A 2,819-nucleotide genomic window follows, 5' to 3' on the forward strand; every position below is an offset into this window, starting at 1 on the left:
CGATCTCAAAGGGGATATTAAAGTGTTAGACGGGAAAATTGAAGGCATCGACAATCGGCTCAGATCGGTAGAGGGAACCCAAAAAAATCAGGTCTGGACATTAATCATCCTTTTGGGGAGTGCCATTATTACGGCCGCTTGGAAAGTCTTTTTTTCCAGTAATATCTGAGTTATACAATCCTCAACAAAACTACAGTTAACCCAACACAAAAGGATAAAACCTTGTTTCTGGTTGACCAGATTTCCTAATTGCTTATTTACCAATACAAAAACGGCTAAAAATGCGATCAAGTACCGATTCAGTCACTTCTTCGCCGGTAATTTCTCCTAAGGATTGAATGGCAGTACGCAGATCGATCGACCAAAAATCAAAAGGTAAATTTTGGTCAATTGTTTTTTTGACCTGTTGCAAAGCAATTTTCGCTCTAGTTAAAGCTGCTGCTTGTCGTTGATTAATGGCTAAATCCAAATTAGCCGCCTGTAATTCTTGATTTTGGACAGCATTAATAATAGTTTTTTCTAAGTCTTCAATACCCTGATTTTGGGCGGCCGACAGCTTGACAACTCGCTCAATTTCTGCTGGATAAATTACTGTTTCTGGATTAGCCAAATCAATTTTATTAATCACTAAAATTAATTGGCGATCGCTGACAGAGCGATAAATTTCCTCGTCTTCCTGGGTCCATCCGGACTCTGCGGAGACGGTTAAGAGAACTAAATCAGCAGACCGGGCCGTTTGACGGGAACGTTCCACCCCAATTTGTTCGACTCGATCGCTGGCCGAGCGAATTCCTGCCGTATCGAGGACTTGTACGGGGATTCCCGCCACAACTAGCTGAGATTCGACAATATCGCGGGTAGTGCCAGGTAAATCGGTGACAATCGCTCGATCGCTCCGACTCCAAGCATTTAACAAACTGGATTTACCCACATTCGGCCGCCCCACGATCGCCACTTTCAGACCACTACGCAGCAATTCCCCGCGCTCGGCGGTGGCCAAAATTAAATTTACTTGACAAAAAACCTGTTCTATGCTATGGAGAACCGCCGCGTGATCCAAGGGCGGTAAATCTTCTTCAAAGTCAATACGGGCCTCAATTTCAGCCAAAATATCGAGACAGGTGGCGCGCAAATGGCGGATCGGTTGAGCGAGTTTCCCCTGTAAACCAGCGAGGGCAAATTGTGCCGCTTGGGGAGAACGCGCCCCAACGAGATCGACGACGCTTTCGGCTTGAGTTAGGTCAATTCTGCCGTTGAGAAAGGCACGCAGGCTAAATTCCCCCGCTTGTGCCAAACGCGCCCCATTTTCTAGACATAACTGTAACACCTGTTGTACGGGCATAATGCCGCCATGACAGTGAAATTCCACCACATCCTCGCGGGTGAAAGAGCGGGGCGCTAACATGAGCAACAGCAAAGCTTCATCGATAATTGCTTGACTTTGGGGATGCCGGATATAACCGTAGAGAAGACGATGACTTTGCCATTTTTGACGATTGGGGCTATGGAAAAGCCGACGAGCGATCGCCACTGCTTCACTACCGGATAAACGGACAATACCGATGCTACCCTGTTCCGGAACGATCGCCGTAGCGATGGCGGCGATCGTATCCCCTGTGTTTAACATCTCTTAATCACTCCTTGCTAAAATTGAAGTCGGTATCAATTTTGTCAGCATTTATGCCCGAAAATATGCGCTCACGGTCATTAAAAGCGAGAAATAAAGAAAATAGCCTAATTAATCGTCTGACGCGCTTCTATCGCTACTGGTGGATTCGCTTAATGCGATTACAAGGACATCCTAGGGAAATTGCCAGGGTTGACATCTCCCCGCTTTAAAAAGACGGGGATTCTAATCGGTGAATAGAAGCGGGTTGAAACCGCGCTTCTATTCGATTACGATATATTTTAGAAAGGCTATCCAATTTATATCGTTGTGGCACTGTCAAAGATGCCCTACCCACCTTATCTAGAGAAACCCCTAGCTGTGTGGCTACTTTTTTAATGATATTGGCCGCACCGTTGCAATCAGCATTAATTAATTGACCACTAAAAGCTTTAAACAAACCTCTTTTAATTCTTTTACCTGATGACTGCCACCCTTCGGGTTTCTCACCGAATTTAGGTAGCGAATCACCATCTAAAAAAGAAGCCTTTGAGGTGTAGCTTTCCTCAGTCTCAACGAATTTAATCCCGTACTTTTCACACAATTGACAAATGCGATTTTTAAGCTTCGCTGTGGGAATACTAACAAATTCCTGATTAACTTTCTTTCCTAACTCAATCGAGTCTTTTTGTCGCTGATTCCCTCCAAAAACGACAGTAGAAATGTCATTGCCGATACACCAATTGATAATAAAACGAGCAGCTTTATTGGTAGCGTCTCTCATCTGTCGGTTACGCCTTTCGGTTATTTTAGCTAATTCATCATCCCAGTAACCCGGCGGCTTACCAGTCTTAATTTGAGCAACTCGCTTGTTATACCATTGATTTTGAGACTTAACCTTTTTTCCGTCAAAGATAAAAGACTTTCCCGTGTTAGAAACGCAGGTTAACCAGTTACCCAATCCGTGATCTATTCCTAGTACATTGTTATTAGGCTTAACTTTCTCTTGATCGGGTTGCTTATAAACACACTCAAGATAAAAACTAAGATTTCTAGGAACGATCCGAAACTCTTTAATGTCTTCAAACCTCAAATTAGACGGCATTGGCAGATAAAAACTATCAATCCCGAACCAAGCTTTTACCTGATCCCCCAACGAAAACCTTAACCCTTTTTCGGTTAACTTCACATATCTTGCCGTATAGGTTACTAC

General features: G+C 43.9%; 2 protein-coding genes and 2 pseudogenes. 2 read left to right on the forward strand and 2 right to left on the reverse strand.

Features of this window, described 5'->3' with window-relative positions:
• Positions 1–169 (forward strand): annotated as a pseudogene (locus PX636_RS11920) (polyhydroxyalkanoate biosynthesis repressor PhaR); the annotation flags it as partial.
• 84 nt (positions 170–253) lie between these two features.
• On the opposite strand, the gene mnmE reads toward PX636_RS11920, so the two are convergent.
• Entirely contained in the window at positions 254–1,627 is a 1,374-nt protein-coding gene (mnmE, locus tag PX636_RS11925; protein WP_002799372.1) for a tRNA uridine-5-carboxymethylaminomethyl(34) synthesis GTPase MnmE, read from the reverse strand.
• A 53-nt stretch (positions 1,628–1,680) separates the two neighbouring features.
• Here mnmE and PX636_RS11930 point away from each other — a divergent pair.
• Positions 1,681–1,818, forward strand: a pseudogene (locus PX636_RS11930) (DUF2062 domain-containing protein); the annotation flags it as partial.
• A gap of 17 nt (positions 1,819–1,835) precedes the next feature.
• Here PX636_RS11930 and PX636_RS11935 read toward each other — a convergent pair.
• Positions 1,836–2,819: RNA-guided endonuclease InsQ/TnpB family protein (locus PX636_RS11935; RefSeq protein ID WP_288117330.1), on the reverse strand; the 984-nt coding region annotated here is incomplete at its 5' end.

This window comes from Microcystis sp. M53598_WE2 (assembly GCF_030067735.1).
Lineage (GTDB): Bacteria > Cyanobacteriota > Cyanobacteriia > Cyanobacteriales > Microcystaceae > Microcystis > Microcystis aeruginosa.

Bases quoted from the DNA above. Each gene is read 5' to 3' on its own strand.
- mnmE (WP_002799372.1), bottom strand. From the start codon at position 1,627: ATGTTAAACACAGGGGATACGATCGCCGCCATCGCTACGGCGATCGTT.